Genomic DNA, 23,853 nt, shown 5'->3' with positions numbered 1-23,853 from the left:
ACTACCAACCAATACGATCCCATTATGATAAAGAACAATCTAAAAATAGCGTGGCGGAATCTAAGAAGAAATTCTTCCACCTCGATCATCAATATCACTGGGTTAGCCTTGGGGATTGCGATCTGCTTACTGATAAGCCTATATGTCGCGGATGAGTTCAGTTTTGATCGATTCAATACAAATGCAAATCGTATTGTACGTGTCGTCTTTCGGGGTACGGTACAAGGGGGAACGATGAATGAGGCGCATGTCATGCCACCTGTGGCAGCCACAATGAAGGCTGAATTAGCCGAAGTACAGGAAACAGCACGTTTGCGACAAGGTGGAGCACCCTTATTTACGGTTGGCGATAAGGTTTTTCGTGATGAACAGATGGCCTATGTGGATGCCTCCTTCTTTAAAATATTCACCTTGCCTCTTATCAAAGGTGATGCGAATACCGCCGTGAAGATGCCCTATACCGCGGTAATATCTGAATCCATGGCACGTAAATATTTTGGAACAACAGATGTTGTAGGTCGGGATCTCACCATAAAAGGTGATCAAAATATCCTAAAAATTACTGGGGTAATGAAGGATATTCCCAGAAACTCCCACTTCCATTTTGATATTTTCACCTCAATGGCGGCACTGGAAGACTCCCGTTCAAACTCCTGGATGACATCCGAGTATTATACTTATGCGCTGCTCGCAGAAAATACCTCATTAAAAAGTCTAGAGAAAAACCTAACGACCTTATTTGACAAACATGTTGGCGCTCAGTTTATGGCTGGATTCGGAATGAGCTATGAGGATTATAAAAAATCAGGCAATACAATAGGTCTCTATTTACAGCCCCTAACCGATATCCATCTGCATTCCAATTTTAGCTACGATCTAAGTCCATCCGGTGATATCCGGTATATCTATATTTTTAGTGCTATAGCGCTGTTTATGTTATTGATCGCGACGATCAATTTTATGAACCTATCAACGGCAAGTGGTTTCCGGAGAAGTAGGGAAGTGGGTGTACGGAAAGTACTCGGCGCCGACAAGCAAAGTCTGATCCGTCAGTTCCTATCTGAAGGCATTCTGCTGACCTATCTGGCTTTGTTTCTGGCCGTCGGGATTGTTTTACTGGCTCTTCCCCTATTTAATCAATTATCGGGTAAATCTATTGCAATCCATCAGCTCGATTTTGCCAAAATAATCCCGCTCCTACTCGCATTCGGCTTACTGGTAGGCCTATTTTCGAGCACGTATTCTGCCTTATATCTATCAGCATTCAACCCTTTGGTTGTATTAAAAGGACGTTTGTTGCGATCTACAAAACGGTTCAATCTCAGGAGCAGCCTTGTGGTCTTTCAGTTTATTATTTCCGTGGGGCTCATTTTCTGTACTGTAGTTGTTGTCCGGCAGCTCGATTATATGCGGAACATCAAATTAGGCTATGAAAAAGAGAATGTCATTGTGCTCCAGAGCTGGCCCTTGGGCGAAAACGAAAAAACGTACGTCAAGCTATTATCTGAAGACAGTCGCATCAAGCATATTTCCCGCTCATCTTACCTACCCGCTGGAGAAACCAACAACAATAACTTTTTTGTCTATCCGGACGGAAACACCGAAAAATGGGTCAAAACACTACGTTATGATGTAGACGAGGAATATATTGCTGCAATGGGTATGCAGCTTCATGAGGGCCGAAATTTTTCAAAGGCTTTTGGTAACGATACCTTATCCATTATCGTGAATGAAACCGCAGCAAAAGATCTAGGTTGGAAAGGAAAAAGCCTTGGCCGTACATTGACCAATAAGGATAATAAAACCTATCGTGTCGTAGGTGTTGTCAAAGATTTTCATTTTAAATCACTACACGAACCCATCTCGCCCCTGGTCATGGTATTGGGCGATCAGGCTGGGAGTCTGATTGTCAAAACAGAGACAAAAGATACTGAAGCACTGATTCAAAAGTTGAAAGCAGAATACGACGCCTTCCCTTCCGATATTCCATTCAATTATTCTTTCCTCGATGAGCGCTATGCCCAAACCTATCAGGCCGAAGTCAAAACCGGAAAATTGTTGAGCATATTCGCCGGACTGACGATTTTTGTCGCTTGTCTAGGTTTATTTGGATTAGCTATTTTTACGGCAAACCAGCGCCGGAAAGAAATCGGTATCCGTAAGGTCATCGGCGCTTCTGTTCCGGGTATTACAGGGATGCTTTCGGCAGAATTTATCAAACTTGTCCTAATCGCTATTGTAATTTCTTCACCGATAGCCTGGTGGGCGATGCACAAATGGCTGGAAAATTTTGCTTACCGCATTGAAATACAATGGTGGATGTTTGCCCTTGCAGGGCTACTTGCTGTACTGATCGCACTGCTGACAGTGAGTTCACAAGCCATCAAGGCAGCTGTAGCAAATCCCGTCAATAGCCTGCGGGAGGAATAACCGCCAAGACGACAAAAAAAATGATATTGTAAACGCAACACAATAAAATTATGATTAAAACATATTTCAGATCAGCGCTACGGCAACTATTGAAACATAGCTATTATACCTTTTTAACAATTGCTGGTTTAGGCTTGGCAATTGCATGTAGCTTATTTATCTATAGCTATAACAGCTTCCAATATAGTTTTGATCAGTTTCATACCGATAAAGATCGCACCTTTCTAGTCGTACAGGATCTCAAACTAGAGCAGGTAGAGCATAGCAAAGGCGGATCCTATGCCATGTACAACGCTATTTCACGTGAAATTCCACAAGTGGAGCGAACAGCATTGTATATGGATAATAAAGACTTGATGCTACGGATTGCGGATCAACTGTATAAAACAGAGGGCAAAGCCGCTTTTGTTTCATCAGAATATTTCAACACCTTAAATTTCCCCTGGCTGGAGGGATCCCCAAAAGATCTGGATCAGCCTAACACTGTCGCGTTGACCAAAACAATTGCCAAAACTTATTTTAATAACGATAACCCCTTAGGCAAAACGATCTTGGTCGACAGTAAATTCCCCGTAAAAGTTGTGGGTATCATCGATGACAGCAACAAAAATTCAGACTTCCGCTCAGAAGTCTATTTTTCACAAAGTTCTGTCGCTACTTTATGGCAGATCCCTCAAGATGATGGATTCTTTAACAATTGGGGCTTTATCAACTCTAGTAATAATATTCTTGTCACCTTAAAAAATGCAGCCGATAAAAGTACCGTTGAACAGGCCATTCGTACGCTTGTTGCCAAGTATTGGCACAAAGATGTACTACAGACATTCAATTATAAACTCCTGCCATTGACAAGTTACCATTTTGACACAAATTACGGAAAGGGAACACAACGTACACTTCTTAATATCCTAGTCGCAATTGCAATCGGGGTCAGTATCATGGCTTTGGTCAATTACAGCAACATCACCTTTGCCAGACAAATGAACCACAGTGTAGAAATGGGCGTGAGAAAGGTATTGGGTAGTTCCAAAAGACAGCTATATATTCAGTTTCTGATCGAAACCCTGATCCTGACCGCTGCTGCTGTTATCTTTGCCTTAGTTTTATTGCTGATCTTTTCAAATTGGGCAAATCAGGCTCTTTTTCCGAATGAACCCATACAGATTATCCATCCCCTGTCATTTATAGCGATCATTGGTGTTATCTGGATTTTAACCAGTCTATTAACTTCCATCTATCCACTGATTTTCGTCAACCGGATGAACATCCAGCAGGCACTGAAAAAGCTGACCCTAGGCCCCTGGAGTTTTAGCCGCAAAACGCTTATTGTGTTTCAGAATGTGATCGCCATGACGCTGCTGATTGCCACTTTCGTTATTGTCTTACAGGTAAATCACCTCAAAAACACAGATATTGGATTCAGCAGAGAGCAAGTTATCCTGCTTCCGTTCACAAAAAAAATGATCCAATCAAAAGCGAAAATCGCTCATTTCATCAACAATAGAACCGATATTCAATCCTATACTTTTAGCGATAATCCACCTTCATCTGAAAAGGTCTGGGGCGGAACCATCCAGTTTGACAACAGAACGGAATGGGAGAAATGGCCTGCCCGATATGCTATCGGGGATTCTGCCTATATCAGCACATTTAACATCAAATTATTGGCAGGAAAAAATTTCAATGACAATCCGCAGAAGCCAGAATTTCTGGTCAACAAGAATATGGCTGCCGCATTGGGCTTTAAAGATCCCAATGATATTATCGGCAAGTCTTTAAACGCCGGCGGGTTGAACGAAGAACAAGCGGGAACAATAGTAGGTGTTGTTGCAGACTTTAGCACCAATTCGCTGAACGAACCCATCTCCCCTACAGTAATTGGGTATAACGAAACACGGTTAAAAAATGTGGCGATTAAACTAAAAGGCACCGATCATCAGCTGCTCGTGAAAGATCTGGAACAACAATGGAAAAACTGGTATCCCGATGAAGTGTTCCAATACAAATTCTATGATCAGCAGATTGCTCAGCTCTACAAGAAAGAAGCATTACTGGAAAAACTGATCTGGATCGCTGCTATCGTCGCGATAAGCATCAGTATGCTCGGTTTTCTAGGATTGCTCTCCATCAGCATCCTGAAACGAACAAAAGAAATCGGAATCCGGAAAGTGTTAGGTTCTTCGATAACAGGTATTATTGTATTGTTGTCACAAGATTTCTTCAAATGGATCACCATCGCCTTTGTAGTTGCGACACCGCTGGCCTATTATCTTATGAACCGCTGGCTGGACAATTTCCCATTTCGGATCAGTATGGACTGGTGGATCTTTGTATTGGCTTTTTGCGTTGGGCTTATTTTAACGATTGCCGTGGTATCCCTACAAACTTTAAAAGCCGCTACAGCCAATCCTGTTGATAGTTTAAGGGACGAATAGAAAGGAAACTATCAAACACGAGATAAGCAATCCTATGGATAGCTTAAGCTAGGTCAGATTTACCTGTCTGGTTATTTGCTATCCGTTCGAGGAATCGACCAGACCGAGGTGTTCGCGGGTGTACAATGACTGTCCGAAATCGGACAGTTCCCTCGACGAAAGCCATTTTAACAAACTAACAATCAACAAACTACAGGCTTGGCTAAGGATTTGTATTATCGTACACAAATTGGCAAAAACCAAAGCCTGCATGCGATCCGTTTGTGGTGATGGGAATAAACCTTATACGAGTGACAATGACTTTTACAAACTTCAAGATTGCCTGGCGGAATATTCGAAAGAAAAAAATTCAAAACCTGATCAACCTAGTTGGATTGACCCTTGGGATTACTTTTTTACTACTGGTCGGGGCCTATGTATGGGATGTTCTACAGGTAAATAGCAAAATCAAAAATATAGATCAGCAATTTCTATTACAGAGCAAGTATAAGAAAGAAGGATTTGGGATCAATTTGACCACAATCGGGGCGCTACCCAAAGCCCTGTATGAAGAATACCCCAATTTGGTGGCCAACTATTATCGTATCGATGGACTGACAGGTATTATCGCAAATGGAGCTACGATCCACGAAGAAGGAATGGCCCTCGGTGATCCAAGCCTTTTAACCATGTTTGGTTTTGAACTTTTAGCAGGCAATCCCAAGACCGCGCTGAATAATCCCTTTTCTGTGGTGATCACTGACCAAGCAGCGTTAAAATATTTTGGAAACATAAATGTGCTGGGAAAAACCTTGCAGATTAAAAATTTCAAAGGCGAAAAATATGATTTTGAAATTACTGCCGTGATAAAAACTGCTGTACAAAATGCGGTCATGGATCTGACAAAGGATATGCATTCCGATATTTTTCTGCCCATTGCCAACGAAGAATATTTCGGCAGATCTGTGGATAACTGGAATAATCCTTACATCGCAGGTTATCTCGAATTGAAAACTGGGGTGACGACGCAACAACTGGATGCGGCAATTCAAACGCTGGTTCACAAAAATACCGATAAGGAATTCGCCAACCAGTACAGCCCGAGCCTAAAACCCTTGAAAAGTTATTATCTAGACGATAATCAAGGTGCTGTTCGCAAGATGATGCAGACCCTAATCTGGATTGCCATTTTTATCCTGGTCATGGCGATCATCAACTTTATCAATTTTAGTATTGCACAGCATATTACGCGGTTGAAAGAAATCGGTGTGCGCAAGATTATGGGTTCTTCCAGACCACAATTGGTAAGGCAGTTGCTGACAGAATATATCCTTATCGTAGCTATTGCAGCATTGATCAGTCTACCCATCTATAGCATAGTACGCTCTTTGTTTGCACATGTACTGATGCGCGAGCTACCGTCTCTAATCAATTTACCGGGCTATTTTTTCGGTTTATTGGCCTTATTGACTGTAGTGATCGGTATGCTTGCGGGACTATACCCGGCAATTAAGTTGTCCAATATCAAGATACTTCCTTCGGTCAAAAATCAGTTCTCCGCATTGGGTAACAAGCAATTGGTTCGAAAAGCGCTATTGTTCTTTCAGTTCGCTGTTGCGCTGCTCCTCTTGGTCTGTACCTTGATTATCTCCAAACAGGTCAATCTATTTATAAATAGCAATTTAGGATACAACAAAGATTATCTGTTGACGGTACAGGCACCAAGGGACTGGTCCGAAAATGGTATCCGGAAAATGGAGGCCATTCGGCATGAGCTGCTGCAGGAATCAGCGGTTCAGTCCGTGAGCCTTTCCTATGAAACACCGGGGTTATTAGGCTTCAATATGCAACCGGCTTTTGGCAATAACAACGATACGGACGTACAGGTCCAACGAATTAACAGTGACAGTTATTTTCTGGAAACCTATGAAATCCCCCTATTGGCGGGTAGCTTTTTACCCAAAAATGCGGTGACAAATACCACAAATAGATCCGTTGTGATCAACAAGAAAGCCATGGAAGATTTTGGCTTCAGTAATGGCGAAAATGCGATCGGTCAACAGATCGCGCTGAACGACCCAAATGTTAAGATGACCATTGTGGGCGTCACCGACAACTTTGTCGCAAATTCTCTTCACCGGGCATCTCCAGCTATTGTCTGGACAGATATCCATGAAAATTTCCAATACCGATACCTGAGTATCCGTTTAAAACCGGGCCAACTGTCCAGCGCGGTACAAGGGCTGGAAAAGAAATGGAAAGAATTAATGCCCGATGCACCATTTAAGTATCAATTTATGGATGACCGCATCAAAGGTTTATATGAGACGGAACTGCAACTGCACCGGGCAGCACAGATTGCAAGTGCTGTTTCACTTTTGATCGTTGTATTGGGGCTGACCGGTCTGATCTCCCTATCGATCCATCTCCGTAACAAGGAAGTAGGTATCCGCAAAGTACTAGGTGCCTCATTAGCACATTTGATGCTGTTATTTTCGAAGGAATACTATGGCATATTTTTGTTAGCGGTTTTGGTTACAGTACCATCTAGCTATATGCTGATGCAACATTGGCTACAGAACTATATCATCCGGATAGAAATCAATGCATTTACCTACCTGTTGCCACTAGGCATACTGCTGAGCGTACTTGGTCTATTGGTAGGCTTCATCGTATTTCGGACGACCCGATTTAATCCGGTTGAAAAATTAAGGGATGAATAATGTAAGAAACCAATCCATTTAAACAGTATGATAAAGAACCATCTTAAAACCGCCTGGCGGACATTGATGCACAATCGTATCTATTCGCTATCAAACCTCATTGGTTTAACCATTGCGTTGCTGGTATTTATGTTAATCAGTTCGCTTGTCGTTGATGAGCTTTCCTACGACAGACAATGGAGCAACTCCAATGCGCTCTATCGAATGCGAATAGTGCCCAAAGAAACGAAGGAAGGTGTCACAAACAATATTTCTGGAGCTCCTGAAGGTATCTCGGCAACATTAAAAGCTAATTTCCCAGAAGTACTTGGTTATACTACGGTCAACAGTGACTCGCGAAAATTAACAGTCAACAAGCTGTCAAAGCAGCTAGCTGAAATCAGTACCCTGGAAATCGACAGCGGTTTTTTCAATCTTTTTGATACAAAAATCATCGCAGGCAATCCGAAACAAGTCATTGCCGGAGCAAAAAACATTACATTGACAGCCTCTGCGGTACAAAAATACTTCGGCGGCAAAGACGTGCTCGGTAGCACATTCTACAATAAACCACAAGAAGGTGAACCCGAAGCTTATTATGTCAATGCCATTATCGAGGATATGCCCCATAATTCTTCCTTTCAGGCAGAAGCCCTCGTGCTGATGCCTAAGGTGAATGAATTCAATCCCGAAAAAAGCGGTTCGCTACAAAACCAAATTCTATTGCTCAAAAGCACATCTGATATTAACAGCCTCTCAACCAAAATAAACAAGTGGTACAACGCACAAAAACTGGATGATTGGCTAAAAGGACACAATCTTTTTATTGAACCTATCAAAGATATACACTTACTAAGTATTACAGGATGGGAGAATCCCATGCAAGATATTTATCTGTTGGCAGGAATAGCGATCTTGATCCTTGTATTAGTCAGTATCAACTACATCAACCTGAGTTTTGCCCATGCACTCAAACGCACACAGCAGATCGGTATCCGCAAAGTGTTGGGGGCAAGCCGAAAAAATCTGATCATGCAAATGGGCCTAGAGAGTACCATACTCTTTGTCGGCTCTTTTCTGATTGCATTTTTTGTTTATGTGCTTATCAGTCCTGCATTTGAACACTATTTAGAACATCCATTGACCATGAGCTACCAGCATTCCTTATTTATGTTTGTTGGACTACTATCCATTTGGATCGTTCTGGGCTGGCTTTGTAGTTTACCTACGGCCCTATCACTATCAAAAACACAGCCATCACTGGAACTTCGGAAGCAGCTTTCTTTCTTTAGACTACCGCTCAATATGGCATTTACCAAAGTACTGGTGGTTGTCCAGTTTGCCATTGCCATTATCGTAGCGATCTGTATGATGTCCATGCGGGCGCAATTGCATTATCTATACAACAAAGATCTTGGTTACGAGCCCAAAAATCTTTTGGCCATCAATTATACCTCTTGGGAAGGAAAGGATCAGGCCTTCAAACAGGAGTTATTAAAAAATTCGTACATCTCCTCGGTCAGTCTCACAGGCTGGACTCCCTTTAGTGGTAGTGTGGATTTTAAAACAGTAAAAGACCCCAGCAATCCGAACAAAGAACTCCCGGTTGTATTTGTTTATGCGGATTATGATTACATCAAAACCATGGGTATAAAGCTCCTTGATGGTCGGCCTTTAAGCGCGGACTATGCGCTGGATAGACCCTTTACGGATTCGGTACAGGTCGGACAGCGGGTATTTACAAATATGCTCGTCTCCGAGGGGACCGCCCAGCGGCTATCTTTAAAACTCAATAAGAGCAACGAGCCTCTAAACAATACGCCAGTAGGCGTATTTAAAGAGTTTAACGGAGCAAGTTTAAAGTTTCCGATCGGTCCTTTTGCGATTAAAGCACAAAAGGAATGGGAAGGCGGCTGTATGCTTATCCGCGTAGAAGAAGGGAAGAAAAAGGAAGCTTTAGCCTTGGTAAACAATACCTGGAACAAGTTTTTCCCTAACCGGATCGCGCAGATCAACTGGCAGGAAGATCAGGTACAGCATCAATATAACAAAGAGAAAAAACAGTACCAGCAATTGGCACTTTTTACGGGTTCCAGTATGCTGATTGCAATCTTAGGGATTGTGGCTATTGCCATCTATACATTAGAACGAAGAGTAAAAGAAATTGGTATCCGTAAAGTGCTTGGTGCTTCGGTAAATACGATCACCTATATGATTTCCAGATCCTTTATCATACTTCTGCTGATCGCTATTCTAATAGCATTCCCAATAGCATGGTGGTTTACACACAAATGGCTGGAAAACTTCTACTATCATATTGATGTTCCGATCGCGCTATTTGTTTTCACCGGAATGTTTATCGGTTTGATGACCTTAGCAATTATCGCTGTCCGGATATTCCAGACAGCCCGTATCAATCCCGTCAATAGTTTACGGGATGAATAAGAAAAAATAAGCCGTAGGTTGTTAGAAGTCAAAAGTGCAATTTATTATTAACCGATTGGGAATGAAAGTTTATAATTGGTGTACCTACGGCTTAGGATCTTTGAAGCAATTTTCAGTCGATTTTGCGTGAGCAGCTAAAACATAGCCGAATCCGTATTCAGTTTGATGACGAACAATCCTTCTCTCCTCGCTACCTTGAAGCAATTCATCTACAACTAGCATCAGATTTTTAGGCTGTATGTATTGTTTGAGTTCAACACAACACAGTGCGTGGATTTCAGACGGTTGTCTTTCCTCTTTAAAATATCCTGCATCAATTTGCTCATCTAAAAGAATCCTTATCTTTTTCACCTCATTCATTGTCGAATTTGTATGAGGATCAATATCGTGACGGATGTCTATTAACTTAAATTCCATTACTTTTTGATCCTGTTCTACATCAATCTTATATAGCTCATAAATAACCCGATCCGCCAATGTAGTTACATGCAATTCGTACGCATTTTCCTGAAATGATATCTTATGCCCCAAATGCACCATAGCACTTAAATTATTTATCTCCAATACACGATGCATAACTAATGAATCATAAGCTAGAATTGATTTAATCTTAAACGTTTCAATGCTAGTCATAAAATCCAACGGTTTACCCATTAAAAAGGAAACCTCTTTGGGTGATAGGTGCCGCGAGATACGCTGTAGCAGCATACGATAATATATTAATATCTCTATTTCCTCGCATTTTCTCTTATAGATCTTTATTGATTGATTTTTCACCTTTTTCATAATTGGCACACTTAAATAGTATAGATTTTCAATACAAAGGAATAGAAAATATTTCAAAAATAAAAACATTTGTATAAATAAAAATAACATTATATATATTTATCTATACAAAACGATAAAATATTAAGATAACACAATGACCAAACTAGGCGAATTTTTAGCGAAGAAGTCTGTAAATAAGTCTCAGATTGCGCGCAAAACAGGACTGAGTAAAGCCAGGATTAACGAATTAACGATGACCGAAACATCCAAATTACGTTTGGATGAAATGTACTTAATCGCTTTGGCCATCGATACCGATCCTGCTAAAATGATGTCTGAGTTATGTGAACATCTTCAACTGAAAGAGATTGAGGATTAAGTTCTGCATCTCGTAGTTTTATGCACTTATGAGCATAAGACTACGAGGTGTTATTGCTTCGTCTTATTTCATACAAATTCACCAGTACCTCTTATAAATTTCATCCTTAAAAATCTAAAAAACTGAGCCATTCGAAAAGATAAAGCCAAGGGCAATATATTGGGAACCTTGATTATTGCTTAGCACCAATCTTCTGATGTTGATGGATATTGAAAAAAGAAAGGATATCACATCGCAGGAATAATCTGTGCGGTTTTGGACGCGAAACTGTTCGATATCGTACAGACATAAAATCCAATAAAAAAATCAAAAACCTACAAACCAACAACTTAACAAAATGGCAATACAATTGATTTCAGTATAATGTCTAGATTGATCGGTCGATTACTCATCAATAAGACCTTAAAAAAGTATTGTTATGATCGGAAATAGTCTTAAAATCGCTTGGCGAAATATGGCAAAAAATAAACTCTATTCTTTTATAAAGATCGGAGGATTTGCTTTTGGTATCGCAATCTGTATTCTCATCGTACTTTACATCAAACAAGAGACGAGTTACAACAAATTTTATCCAGCGATGGATCGAATTTATCGTCTGGTCGTTCAACTTCCGATCGAAGGTAAAATAGAGCGCTGGGTGTCACTTTCAGCACCCGTTGCTCCAACGCTTAAAGCTGAAATTCCTTCCATAGAACAAACAGGCCGGATACTTCCCAATCCTTTATTTGGCGCAGGCAGCAACCAACTCTCTCTGAACGACAATCCACAAAGCTTTTACGATGATGGCTTTGTGTATGTTGATCAATCTATTCTTGACATGTTTCCGACACCTATGGTTTCAGGAAGACTTGCCCACGCATTGGATCAACCCAACACATTGGTCATTACGAAAAGTAAAGCCGAAAAATATTTTAAAACCGATCCTATCGGACAGACCATCTATCTGAACAATAACAGATCCAAACTATATACCATTACTGGTGTCATCGAAGACATCCCACAAAATTCTACGCTGGCCGGTTATAGCTTCTTTATCTCGCTTGCTGGTGAACCTTTTTACCCAGGCGAGCAAAACCAATGGCTCAGCAATAATTACACGGTCTACATTAAATTAAAACCCCAGGTCAACATTGAACAAACAGAAAAAGAGATCTTAAGAAACTATAAAGAGCACTATTTGCCCGAATACAAAAAATCGGGCCGTAAGCTCAATCCTGTATTCGAGCAAGTAAAAATCAACTTACAAAATGCACTGGACATCCATTTAATGTCTGCCGATATTGATGACGATAAAGTCAGCACACTCAATAGAGGTGACATCCGTATGGTTTGGACATTTGCCACTGTAGCACTATTTATTCTTCTGATTGCCTGTATCAACTTTATCAACCTGTCCACGGCCAATGCCGCTACACGGGCCAAAGAAATTGGTATCCGGAAAACAATCGGTTCGACAAGGGCATTATTGATCAGACAATTCTTGCTCGAAGCGATTTGCTATAGCGTACTATCTTTGTTCGTTGGTCTATTGCTGAGTTGTTTTTTGTTGCCAATATTCAACAATCTCGCCAATAAGTCCTTAACGATTCCCTGGACATCCCTATACTTTTTCCCATCTTTATTGGTAGCGATAATGTTCATCGGCAGCTTGGCCGGAATCTACCCAGCCTTGTATCTATCCCGATTTAAACCGATCGCTGCATTGAAAAATAAGACCACCGGAGCCAAATCATCATTATTCAGAAATGGTCTTGTCATCTTTCAGTTTGCAACTTCCATCATCCTTATTGTAAGCGCTCTGGTGACCAATCAACAGATACGCTATATCCTGGAAAAAGACCTCGGCTTCAAAAAGGAACAGGTGATCGTCCTGCGTGGCGTTGGTACATTGGGAAATCAGATCCCTAGTCTTAAAGATGAATTAAAGTCCATTCCAAATGTCAGCTCAGTTTCCCTAGGTGATTTTCTCCCTGTCCCCATTGATGGTGCCAAAAGAAATGGCAATCCTTTTTGGAATGAGGGAAGACGAGAGATCGATATGGCGACACAGGGGCAATTTTGGGAGATTGACCAAGATTATCTTGCTACCTTCGGATTGCAATTGACGAAAGGTAGAAATTTCGATCCCACAATGGCTACTGACAGTACCGCTGCGATCATCAATCAAAAATTGGCGGATGATCTGGGATTAAAAAATCCCCTCGGGGCAAAAATAACCAATGGCAATACCTGGACAGTAGTTGGTGTTGTGGACAATTTTATCTTTGAGTCGCTGAAAGGTAAAGGATTCGCTGGCTTATGTATGGTATTGCGGGGTTATCCATCACTCCTTTCTATTAAAGTTAAGCCCGAAAACTTACAGGAGACCCTGAACGGAATTAACAGGGTATGGAATAAATTTTCACCCAATCAAAAAATCAATTATAGCTTTTTGGATGAGGGCTTTGCTTCCCTTTACCAAGACGTTGAACGGACGAAAAATATATTCAGCTGTTTTGCAATCGTCGCCATTTTTGTGGCTGCCCTTGGTCTCTTTGGACTGGCCACCTATGTGACACAACAGCGGACAAAAGAAATCGGTGTACGGAAGGTGCTTGGTGCCAGTACCCTCAGATTGCTGAAACTGCTGTCTGGAGACTTTATAAAATTGGTGTTTGTTGCCATGGTCATTGCCTCACCTGTTGCGTGGTGGGCAATGAACCAATGGCTCAGAGACTTCAACTATAAAATAGATATCAACTGGATGTACTTTATTCTGGCGGGTATGGGGGCTATCCTCATCGCCTTAGGTACCATTAGTTATCAAACATGGAAAGCTATTCGAACCAATCCGGTCGATAGTCTAAGGGATGAATAAAGTCAGAAGATCTTAAAAATTGGTGTTTGTTGCCTTGGTCATTGCCTTGCCTGTTGCGTGGAGGGCAATGAACCAATGGCTAAGCAGAAGTAATCAGTCCAAATCATTCAAGTAGCTTGTACTACGCACAAGTCCCTGAAATAATGGTTTGAATGTTCGATTGCGAACGAAAACTGTCCGAAATCGAACATCAAAAACGTAGCAAAACCACCTAACAAACTCATAATAAAAGCATTAAAACACTGGCAAGGGGATTGTATTTTTTATAGCATGGCACAAAATGATTTCAAACTGGCTTGGCGTAAGCTCTTAAAAAATAAGGGTTTCACGTTCTTGAACATTATCGGACTGACACTTGGTTTTGCCGGTTTTATCCTTTCCTATCAATACATCAATCGGGAAACAAGCTTTGATAAATGGAATCCAAACTATAAGGAAATCTATCAGGTTGGTCTGGAAACCGAAGGTGCTTTTACGGATGAAACCTCGCCTTCCCTGGCTCCGTTGCTAAAACAGAATTTACCGAATATTGTATATGCTGGTAGAAAAATAGTCTACAACTATGGTAGCTACCCACTCTTTGGGGAGAAGACAGTGCTTATCAAAAATGCAGCATTAATTGATTCTTCGGCCGCGCGGATCTTTCAGGTAGAAAATGCCAACGGACCGCTCTACAAAAACAAAGATCAAAAGGATGCGACCATGGTCAAAAGTCCTATTGCCCAACAGCTTTTCAAAAAGGAGGATTTAACATTTGACAGCCCCCATTCCATTCCGTCTATGAGCCTTGATCTGGGAATGCGTGAGATGATTTACGGTACCATCAAAAAGCAAGATCTCTCGATGATTGATTACGACCTTCTTTTTATCCGTGAACCACAGGATCTCTTTGCTGACAATAATCCTTTTTTATACCAGACTTTTATTCAGGTCAGACCGGGTACAGATATCGCTAAGTTAACCGATCAGATCAACACAATTTATCACAAGGAAATCGCCCCAAAAGATAAAATACGTTCTTCTGCTTATGCCAAAGGCAAGATTTACTTAGATCCATTGGCCAACCTGCATCTGCGACCAAAAACCGGAAGTAACACCCCCTATATCATGACATGGATTATCGGTATTCTTTCCCTGTTGATCCTCCTGCTCGCCTCCGCCAATTTTGCCAATATGATTATGGCGCAAGCCGATCAACGTCTTAAAGAGCTTGCCCTCAAAAAGATATTGGGAAGTTCGCGTTGGGCTATCGTAAGGCAATTGTTATTGGAAGTGTTTATACTGACCAGCAGTGCTGCAGTATTGAGTTTCATTACCTTGGCACTTACCGGGAACATATTACAAAGATGGTTCAATGATGATCTGAGAAGTTATATTTTAAGTTCTGAAACTATTATCCAGCTCTGTGTCGCTGTACTATTAACAACAATCCTTTCGGCAATATACCCTGCCATAGTTCTTTCAGGTTTCAAATCCGTCAATCTTCTCAAAGGAGGATTATCCTCAATACTTAAAAAAGGAACATTCCGAAATGCTTTACTAACCTTTCAGATCAGCATGGCGATTCTGTTTATTTCAGGTATGCTGGTCATTAGGGCCCAGCTTCAATACATGCAGCATACAGATAAAGGGTTTGAGCCAGCGCAAGTGGTCAATTTCAAAGGAGTGGGCATGTATTATAACAAAAACACTTACGATCAATTGAAACGGCGATTAGAAAATGATCCAAGCATTGAGGCGGTGGCTTCCGCAACAAATATCCCGGGAGAAGGGGAACAACCTCCCAAAATGGAGTTCTCCTATGCACAAAAGAATATTTCCTTTGCTCATGTCGGTATCGATCCGGGCTATTTCAAAACATTAAATATCCCTAATCTACAGGGGAATATCAATCTGTCAATGGATCAGTTGCTCCATGACTCCCTTTCCAACTATGCGGTCATCAATGAATCAGCTGCTAAAAGTTTGGGACTTTCAAATCCCATTGGCGCGAAAATCAGTGGCTGTGACGCAAATTTCGAAATCGTCGGCCTTGTCAAAGACAGCAAGGCCTATGGCTTTGAAAATGCCGTTCAACCTACCCTCTATTCATTTAAAAACGAGTGTGGGAGCATGCGTATTCAGACGACGCTTATGGTGAAAACAAGATCTGGAATGGTCGATCAGGCAATTGATGCTGTCAGGAAAGAATGGACAAAAAATACATCTGCAAAAGATCTCCCTTTAGACTATTCTTTTATGGATCAGCAATATGCTTTACAGCACAAGAAACAACAGGAACTACGGATCGCCTTCAATAGTTTCGCCAGCCTTTCGGTTATTATCGCCGCGTTGGGACTATTCAGTATGGCCGCTTATCAGGCCGCATTACGCAAAAAAGAAATGAGTATCCGGAAAGTACTTGGTGCCTCGGCACAGCTGCTCTTTGTCCAATTAAATAAACCGTTTTTCAGGCTATTTCTGATCGGTATCGGCATAGCCCTTCCTTTAGCTTATTTGCTCATGGACAAATGGCTTTCCAATTTTGCATACCATGTCAATATACAATGGTGGTCGTTTTTGATCCCGATATTTTGCATATTTATCTTAATATTGATTTCCATTAGCTTCCAATCGTTGAAAGTTGCAAGAACAAATCCGGTAGATAGCCTGCGGGATGAATAAGTAAAAATTAAAAGACAAATAAAAAAGAGATACCAGGTAAGCACAGGCTTGTACAACCAAAATCTCAATACTAAAATCTCAATACTAGAAAATGATACAATTAAAACATTTATTCAAGTGGTATAACGTAGGTGGTACACGTTCATTTGTGCTCAAAGATGTCAGTTTAGATATAGCAGAAGGTGATTTCATATCCATTATGGGTCCTTCGGGCTCAGGTAAATCCACCCTTTTGAATATTATAGGTATGCTGGACGAACCGGATGAAGGAGAATATATCTTTATGGATGAAAATGTATTGGAGATGAAAGCAAAAAAACGTTCGCAACTCTACCAATCTCATATTGGATATGTATTTCAGGCTTACCATTTACTGGATGAATTGACGGTATATGAAAATATAGAAACACCACTGATCTATAAAGACATTTCCAGCAAAGAGCGTAAAGCCATTGTCGCTGATATGCTTGACCGTTTTGGTATTGTGGGAAAGAAAGATCTATTTCCGGCTCAGTTGTCCGGAGGGCAACAACAGATCGTTGGTATCGCTCGCGCATTGGCGGGATCTCCGAAACTCTTATTGGCAGATGAACCTACGGGTAACCTCAATTCCAAACAAGGCGAAGAGATCATGGAACTGTTCAAACAATTGAATGATGACGGTGTCACGATCATACAAGTTACCCACTCCGAAAAAAATGCGGAGTATGGCAAAAGAATTGTCAATATGCTGGATGGCCAGCTCAAATAATTGTATACCAATTTAACCTGAATAATCCCTACCTGGTACATGAATACTGTAGGGATTTTTTTGTATCATTTCTCAATTCATTTTTTTAACTTCGTTATGATGAATGAGAGAGAGCTGAAATCGTTAATATTCCTGTTGGACGATACCGATCAACAGATTATTCAGGAAGTGGAGCATCAGTTAAAAAGCCAAGGTCCTGAAATTGTTCCTTATTTGGAAAAATTCTGGGAGTCGAGCTTTGACCCAAGAGTCCAGGGACGGCTGGAAAACATTATTCATGAAATTCAATTCGACCAGACCAAAAATGAGCTACAGATCTGGAATCTGAGCAATTCCTTCAATCTGCTGGAAGGACTTATCATTCTCAATAACTATCAGTATCCTTCCTACGAAGACCATAAAATCGTGTTGAAGATCGAAGATCTAAAAACAGAGGTCTGGCGTGGACTACAATACGATATGAGTCCATTGGAGAAGGTGAACCTGCTGAACCATGTGCTATTTGGTTCTTTTGGACTATCAGGCAATACAAAGGATTATCACCATCCGCAAAACTCCTATATCGGTCAGGTTCTGGACACGAAGCAGGGGAATCCGTTGACCTTATCCTGTATCTATAGCATTATTGCGCAAAAGCTGGATATCCCGATCTATGGAATCAACTTACCCAAACATTTTATCTTGGCTTATATGGATTCGGATGAAGAAGGAAATGAACATGTTTTGTTTTACATCAATGCATTTAACCGGGGGCAGATCATGCAAAAAAGTGATGTTAATTCGTTCCTGAAGCAGTTAAACCTAGGTCCAGATCGGGAATTTACATTTCCCTGCGACAATGTGACTATCATGAAGCGCGCTTTGCGGAATCTCCTGTCTGCTTATGAAGCACATGAAAGTTCAGGCAAGCAACAGGAAATCAGAGAACTGTTCGAATTGCTTGCTTGAGAAAGTCGATCGCTTAGAAGTTGGTTTCCTCTCGGGCGTCCAAAAAGATATAATTTGGCGTCAGTGTTCCATATGCTTTTGTTAGCTCGGGCGCGATATCTCCTCCCTGATCCGTCAAATTAAAACGCAAGATTTTTTTCGAATTATAATCGGAGACATAAAAGAACTTACCATTTTTTACACGGTCGTCGATCGCAATTCCCTGTGGTCTGTCAAATCCGGTCTTTGAACCAGCAATCACATAGTCAGGAACAATCGGTTTATTCCCGGATTCGCTAAACAACACATCAGGATTTCTAAAGAACAATACCTCCTTGCCTGCTGTGACCGCAAATAGTTTTCTATTCGGTGCATAAGACACTGCTCGTAAGTCTGTTTTCCCCTCCACATAGACGGTCAATGCGGGCTCAAATCTATCTTTATTGATGATCGTATCGCGCGCTCGGTCTATCAATTCCTGTCTAAGTCCTTTATAGACAGCAAAACCAATCCTATTCTTGGCTTCATCATTAAATCCAATGAGTACCCATTTTTCATTTTTATCAGCTGGATTTCCCTGTAATAACGTCAATGAGACTGGTTCAATATCCCCTAAGCTGATCTGCTTGTCGATAATCTTAGAACCACCTGCTCCGCCTTTTCCCTCCGGACGGCTTATCGCATATAACATATTCCCACCTGTCGCCGCAAGTAGAAAGTTGGTCACTGCCGATCCCCCAGTACCATTTTGTTGGGCATAGGTATAATAAGCTAACCCTCTTACATTCCTAAAGCCTGTAAATCCAAGTGCACTTGCATCACCGGGTTTCCCATAAACGTCGTCCAAAGTAATCCGTTGAATAAAGGTATCCTGAGCAACGCCCCCTTCACCGGCTTGAAAAATTGATGTTGCATTGGGATCAAAAAGCACTGGTCCACCACCTCTCGCTGGGGAAAGATATTGAAAGGTATTGTCCAGCGTATTGGTATCGGAAGGATCAACAATAAATAGATTCTTGATCGAATTATTTGTTCGATAGTCAGAGAAAGAAATATACAATCTTGAAATAAGTGTCGGCAGACCATTTTCTGGTTCATCATCCAGTTTTTTACAGGAAGCAACACCTATTAAACTGGCAAATAATACAATAACACAGGTTTGAAATGAAAATTTCATATTTTTTTATTATAAATAGCTTATTGCGTCAAACATACAAATCTACTAATATATGCAGAATATCAATGAATTTATCTCATTCTTTTAGACAGATATCATGATTTCTAAAACGGAAATATTTGCCATTTCGCTACTTTTTGATTAAAATTGCCTTTGTTTTTGATATCACATACGATTATGGAAAAGAAGGAATTTGTACGGGAGAAGTTGGCATTACCAGGAGAGGGCAAGAAATTGCTTTTACATTCCTGCTGTGCACCTTGTGCCGGAGAGGTCATGGAAGCATTAATTGCTTCGGATATCGATTTTACGATTTATTTCTACAATCCCAATATCCATCCACGCAAAGAGTATGATCTGCGCAAAGACGAGAATATTCGATTTGCGGAGAAGCATAATATCCCTTTTATTGATGCAGACTATGATGTAGACCATTGGTTTGATCTGGCTAAAGGCATGGAACAGGAGCCTGAGCGAGGAATCCGCTGTACCATGTGTTTTGATATGCGCTTTGAGAAAACAGCGGAATATGCGGCAGCTAATGGCTTTGATGTGATCTCTAGTTCATTGGGTATTTCCCGTTGGAAAAACATGGAGCAGATCAACGACTGTGGGCTACGTGCAGCTTCCCGCCATGAAGGTATAGAGTACTGGACGTTCAACTGGCGCAAGAAAGGCGGTTCGGCAAGGATGTTAGAAGTCTCCAAAAAAGAGAAATTCTACATGCAGGAATATTGCGGCTGTGCTTATTCGCTACGTGATACCAATAAATGGCGCATGGCAAATGGACGCGAAAAGATAGAGTTAGGTAAAAATTATTATGAATAAGTCGTGCTCTGTGTATAGATAAAGCATTCGACTGGAATATTTAAAAAAATATTTCGATCCTAATGATTTTATACATACCTTTGCAGGCTCAAATGCAAGATTGTGAAACATCTAAAACAATACAGAATTCCCTTTTCGGGACTCAACGCTGGAAAGCACAATTTTGAATTTGACGTTAATAAAAAGTTCTTTGACTGCTACGAACATTCGATTGTAAAAGATGGCAATCTGAAAGCAGAAGTTGAGTTGCAAAAACAGGAGAACCTATTGATTTTGCATTTTGATATCCAAGGCGAGATTCAATTGACTTGTGATACCTGCTTAAAAGAGTTTATGTCACCAATTTCAATTCAAGAACGGATATTGGTCAAATTCACAGATGAAGATTGGACAGACAATACCGAAGAGGTATTGATCTTATCAAAAAGCGACCATGAGTTGGATATAGCTGAATTATTGTATGAATACATCAATTTGGCTGTTCCTTATATCGTGAAATGTGAAGAGCAGGGAGAAGGCATACAATGCGATCCTGAGATGTTAGCTTTATTTACAAGCGAGCCGGATACAGAGGAGCAAAAAGAAGAAGAAATTATCGACCCACGTTGGGAAGCATTGAGAAATATTAAAAATAACTAAAACAAAAATACGAGATGGCACATCCAAAACGTAAAACTTCTAAATCAAGAAGAGACAAAAGAAGAACACATTATAAAGCTGAAGCTCCTAGCTTGACAGTATGTAAAGAAACTGGCGCAGTTCATTTACCTCACCGTGCTTACAAAGTAGACGGAAACTTGTACTACAACGGTAAATTGATCATTGAAAATACAGCTGTTGTCTAAGGTAAACCTTTCATAACACCAAAACATCCCAAACAAGCAATATTTTAGAAATTTGCTTTATTTTGGGATGTTTTTTGCGTATTATTGATTTACTAAATAATAACGGATGAAGATTGGTTTAGATATTTTAGGAGGAGATTATGCTCCTAAAGCAACGATAACAGGTGCGATTGAAGCACAAAAACAGCTTACTGGAGACCAAAAGATAGTCCTTTTTGGTAAAACTGAAGAGACTAAACAATTAATCGATCAAGCCGGAGGAAATTCATCTGACTTTGAATATGTGGAAGCTCCAGAAGTCATTGCGATGGGTGAACATCCAACCAAAGCAATAACTCAAAAACCCAACTCAAGTATTGCGAAGGGATTTGAATATTTAAAAAACAAGGAAATCGACTCATTCGCATCCGCCGGTAACACCGGAGCAATGCTCGTGGGATCGATGTTCAGCGTGAAAGCTATCCCAGGCGTATTACGCCCAGCCATAGCATCAATTGTTCCAAAATTGAAATCAGGATTCGGAATCTTACTGGATGTCGGTGCAAACGCAGACTGTAAACCAGAGATGCTGAACCAATTTGCAATGTTGGGCAGCCTCTTTGCCGAGCATGTATTCAATGTATCCAACCCTAAAGTGGGATTATTGAACATCGGAGAAGAAGAAGAAAAAGGAAACATCCTGACAACCTCTACCTACCCCCTACTTAAAGCCAACGACAAGATTAATTTTATCGGAAATGCTGAAGGCCGCGACCTGTTCAGTGACCATGCCGACGTATACGTCTGCGATGGATTTACGGGCAATGTGGTCTTGAAACTTGCAGAATCATTTTATGTAGTGACCCTGAAAAAAGGTTTTAAAGATGATTTCTTCGACCGATTCAACTACGAGCAGTACGGCGGTAGTCCAATCTTAGGAGTTAACGCTCCTGTCATTATTGGTCATGGTATTTCAACACCTGAGGCCATTAAAAATATGGTTTTATTTTCAAGAGATATGATCGAGTCTAAATTCATTGACAGCATCAGATCTATTTTCAATTAAGTATTTATGTCAAAGATTCATGCCGCGATTACGGCTGTAAATGGTTACGTTCCGGATTACATCCTCACCAACAAAGAGTTGGAAACAATGGTCGATACCAACGACGAGTGGATTGTATCACGAACAGGAATCAAAGAAAGACGCATCTTAAAGGGTGAAGGGCTTGCTACATCAGATCTTGCTGTACCTGCCGTTCAGGGTTTATTGAAAAAGAGAGGAATAGAGGCGACAGATATCGATTTAATTATCTTTTGTACCAGTACACCTGATATGTTGTTTCCCGCTACAGCAAATATTTTGGCCGATAAAATCGGTGCGACAAATGCATGGGGCTTCGATCTACAGGCTGCTTGTTCGGGCTTCTTGTTCGGACTGAATACCGGAACACAGTTTATCAAAGCGGGTACACACAAAAAAGTGCTTGTCATCGGTGCGGATAAAATGTCATCGGTAATCAATTATCAAGACCGCAATACCTGCATCCTTTTTGGAGATGGTTGTGGTTGTGTGTTATTGGAGCCAAATGAAGAAGGATTGGGTATACAGGATGCGATTTTGAAAACAGACGGTTCTGGTGGCCAATTCCTCAATATTAAAGGTGGTGGTTCATTAAACCCTGCTTCACATGCTACTGTTGACGCAGGATTACATTATGCCTACCAAGAAGGCCGTACAGTATTCAAATTTGCAGTGACAAATATGGCTGATGTTGCCCATGATGTCATGGTGAAAAACAATTTGACCTCAGAAGACATTGCTTGGCTGGTACCACATCAGGCCAACAAACGTATCATCGATGCAACAGCAGAACGTGTAGGTCTTCCGGAAGAAAAAGTGATGGTGAACATCCAAAAATATGGAAATACAACCAGTGGAACAATCCCTCTATGCTTGTGGGAATGGGAATCCCAATTGAAAAAAGGAGATAACCTGATTCTTGCCGCTTTCGGTGGAGGCTTCACTTGGGGATCCATCTATTTAAAATGGGCGTATTAATTGTCCATTTTATGGTATAATTTATTACTTTTGACAGTTAGAATTTTTTAAGAAACAAACAAAACCTAGAATACTATGGGTATGGATATCAAACAAATTCAGGACTTGATTAAATTCGTTTCAAAATCAGGTGTGAATGAAGTCTCGATTGAAGAGCAAGATTTTAAAATTACAATAAAGACAAATCAAGAGCCTACGTACGTAACAGCCTCTGTTCCAGCTATAGCACCAGTTGCCGCTGCTCCTGTTGCTCAAGCAGCAGCTCCAGCTCCGGTAGCTAACCCTGCTGCACCGGCTGCTAACGCTGACGCAAACTTGATTACAATCAAATCACCAATGATCGGTACATTCTATCGTTCAGCGGGGCCTGGTAAACCATCTTTCGTTAATATTGGTGATGATATCAATACAGGTAATGTATTGTGTATTGTTGAAGCGATGAAATTGTTCAACGAAATCGAATCTGAAGTTTCTGGTAAAATCGTTAAGATTTTGGTAGAGGATGCTCAACCTGTTGAGTATGACCAACCATTATTCTTAGTTGAGCCTAAGTAATTTACAACCGTAAATGAATACTATGTAGCCTCCAAAGGGCTACATTTTTGTAAACTTCATAATTCAAGAC

At 40.8% G+C, this 23,853-nt stretch carries 17 protein-coding genes; 15 read left to right on the top strand and 2 right to left on the bottom strand.

The window, feature by feature from the left end; all coding sequences use genetic code 11:
* Positions 1-24 precede the first annotated feature (24 nt).
* The 4 genes from LC454_RS18715 to LC454_RS18700 all read left to right on the top strand — a co-directional run bounded on the left by LC454_RS18715 (position 25) and on the right by LC454_RS18700 (position 9,991).
* Positions 25-2,430, top strand: a complete 2,406-nt coding sequence (locus tag LC454_RS18715) for an ABC transporter permease (RefSeq protein WP_223583959.1) — start codon at positions 25-27, stop codon at positions 2,428-2,430.
* Positions 2,431-2,480: 50 nt separating this feature from the next.
* Positions 2,481-4,865, top strand: a complete 2,385-nt coding sequence (locus LC454_RS18710) for an ABC transporter permease (protein WP_223583958.1) — start codon at positions 2,481-2,483, stop codon at positions 4,863-4,865.
* 296 nt (positions 4,866-5,161) lie between these two features.
* Positions 5,162-7,567, top strand: coding sequence for an ABC transporter permease (locus LC454_RS18705; RefSeq protein WP_223583957.1), 2,406 nt, complete (start codon positions 5,162-5,164; stop codon positions 7,565-7,567).
* Between the two features lie 27 nt (positions 7,568-7,594).
* Complete coding sequence (locus LC454_RS18700) at positions 7,595-9,991, top strand: ABC transporter permease (protein ID WP_223583956.1); 2,397 nt, start codon at positions 7,595-7,597, stop codon at positions 9,989-9,991.
* Between the two features lie 84 nt (positions 9,992-10,075).
* On the opposite strand, the gene LC454_RS18695 is transcribed toward LC454_RS18700, so the two are convergent.
* The gene (locus LC454_RS18695) at positions 10,076-10,777 is read right to left on the bottom strand and encodes a hypothetical protein (RefSeq protein ID WP_223583955.1); all 702 of its coding nucleotides are present in this window, start codon (positions 10,775-10,777) and stop codon (positions 10,076-10,078) included.
* Positions 10,778-10,913: 136 nt separating this feature from the next.
* Here LC454_RS18695 and LC454_RS18690 point away from each other — a divergent pair, with 136 nt between their 5' ends.
* The 5 genes from LC454_RS18690 (at position 10,914) to LC454_RS18670 (ending at position 18,358) form a co-directional block, all read left to right on the top strand.
* Positions 10,914-11,138 (top strand): helix-turn-helix domain-containing protein, encoded by a 225-nt coding sequence (locus LC454_RS18690; RefSeq protein WP_223583954.1) that lies wholly within the window; start codon positions 10,914-10,916, stop codon positions 11,136-11,138.
* A gap of 418 nt (positions 11,139-11,556) precedes the next feature.
* Positions 11,557-13,995 carry an ABC transporter permease gene (locus LC454_RS18685; protein WP_223583953.1) on the top strand — a complete coding sequence of 813 codons (2,439 nt, stop codon included), beginning with the start codon at positions 11,557-11,559 and terminating at the stop codon, positions 13,993-13,995.
* A gap of 270 nt (positions 13,996-14,265) precedes the next feature.
* Positions 14,266-16,659: an ABC transporter permease gene (locus tag LC454_RS18680; RefSeq protein WP_223583952.1), complete on the top strand. Its 2,394-nt coding sequence runs from the start codon at positions 14,266-14,268 to the stop codon at positions 16,657-16,659.
* A 91-nt stretch (positions 16,660-16,750) separates the two neighbouring features.
* Positions 16,751-17,410: an ABC transporter ATP-binding protein gene (locus tag LC454_RS18675; RefSeq protein ID WP_120261602.1), complete on the top strand. Its 660-nt coding sequence runs from the start codon at positions 16,751-16,753 to the stop codon at positions 17,408-17,410.
* Between the two features lie 96 nt (positions 17,411-17,506).
* Entirely contained in the window at positions 17,507-18,358 is an 852-nt protein-coding gene (locus LC454_RS18670) for a transglutaminase-like domain-containing protein (protein WP_317196271.1), read from the top strand.
* Positions 18,359-18,371: 13 nt separating this feature from the next.
* Here the strand turns inward: LC454_RS18670 and LC454_RS18665 are convergent, their stop codons facing one another.
* The gene (locus LC454_RS18665) at positions 18,372-19,514 is read right to left on the bottom strand and encodes a hypothetical protein (RefSeq protein ID WP_223583951.1); all 1,143 of its coding nucleotides are present in this window, start codon (positions 19,512-19,514) and stop codon (positions 18,372-18,374) included.
* 177 nt (positions 19,515-19,691) lie between these two features.
* Between LC454_RS18665 and LC454_RS18660 the strand changes: the two genes are divergently transcribed.
* The 6 genes from LC454_RS18660 to accB all read left to right on the top strand — a co-directional run bounded on the left by LC454_RS18660 (position 19,692) and on the right by accB (position 23,783).
* Positions 19,692-20,342, top strand: coding sequence for an epoxyqueuosine reductase QueH (locus LC454_RS18660; protein ID WP_223583950.1), 651 nt, complete (start codon positions 19,692-19,694; stop codon positions 20,340-20,342).
* 102 nt (positions 20,343-20,444) lie between these two features.
* Entirely contained in the window at positions 20,445-20,981 is a 537-nt protein-coding gene (locus tag LC454_RS18655) for a YceD family protein (RefSeq protein WP_223583949.1), read from the top strand.
* Positions 20,982-20,995: 14 nt separating this feature from the next.
* Complete coding sequence (gene rpmF / locus LC454_RS18650) at positions 20,996-21,187, top strand: 50S ribosomal protein L32 (protein WP_077437804.1); 192 nt, start codon at positions 20,996-20,998, stop codon at positions 21,185-21,187.
* 106 nt (positions 21,188-21,293) lie between these two features.
* Positions 21,294-22,232, top strand: a complete 939-nt coding sequence (plsX, locus tag LC454_RS18645; protein WP_077437805.1) for a phosphate acyltransferase PlsX — start codon at positions 21,294-21,296, stop codon at positions 22,230-22,232.
* Positions 22,233-22,238: 6 nt separating this feature from the next.
* Entirely contained in the window at positions 22,239-23,228 is a 990-nt protein-coding gene (locus LC454_RS18640) for a beta-ketoacyl-ACP synthase III (RefSeq protein WP_223583948.1), read from the top strand.
* A gap of 75 nt (positions 23,229-23,303) precedes the next feature.
* Positions 23,304-23,783, top strand: coding sequence for an acetyl-CoA carboxylase biotin carboxyl carrier protein (gene accB, locus LC454_RS18635; RefSeq protein ID WP_223583947.1), 480 nt, complete (start codon positions 23,304-23,306; stop codon positions 23,781-23,783).
* Positions 23,784-23,853 lie beyond the last annotated feature (70 nt).

The sequence above is a fragment of the Sphingobacterium sp. GVS05A genome (assembly GCF_019969845.1).
Lineage (GTDB): Bacteria > Bacteroidota > Bacteroidia > Sphingobacteriales > Sphingobacteriaceae > Sphingobacterium.
This window is presented reverse-complemented; position numbering and strand designations above follow the sequence as displayed.